We start from the raw sequence: 412 nt of genomic DNA on the forward strand, positions 1-412 counted from the left end.
TTCTCGTTTAACATACAGGACTATTACCTTCTGTGGTGGGTCTTTCCAAACCTCTTCAATTACGATACCTCTTCGTTATGATATGTCCGCAACCCCAATAAAGAAAACTTTATTGGTTTGGGCTCTTCCGCGTTCGCTCGCCGCTACTTACGGAATCGAATTTCTTTCTCTTCCTTCAGGTACTTAGATGTTTCAGTTCCCTGAGTTCCCCTCATTAAGCTATGTATTCACTTAATGATACTTAGACATTACTCTAAGTGAGTTTCCTCATTCGGAAATCTTCGGATCAAAGTTTACGTGCAACTCCCCGAAGCTTATCGCAGCTTATCACGTCCTTCATCGGCTCCTAGTGCCAAGGCATCCGCCCTGCACCCTTAATAACTTGACCAGTTAAAAAGGTTTGATAGATTAA

Annotated in this window: 1 rRNA gene; it reads right to left on the reverse strand. The window is 42.5% G+C overall.

Annotated features, from left to right (window positions below):
- Positions 1 to 388: ribosomal RNA gene (locus KGF38_RS20090) — 23S ribosomal RNA — on the reverse strand; the annotation flags it as partial.
- Between the last annotated feature and the right edge of the window lie 24 nt (positions 389 to 412).

Source organism: Clostridioides sp. ZZV14-6387 (assembly GCF_020657835.1).
In the GTDB taxonomy this organism is placed as follows: Bacteria; Bacillota; Clostridia; order Peptostreptococcales; family Peptostreptococcaceae; genus Clostridioides; species Clostridioides difficile_A.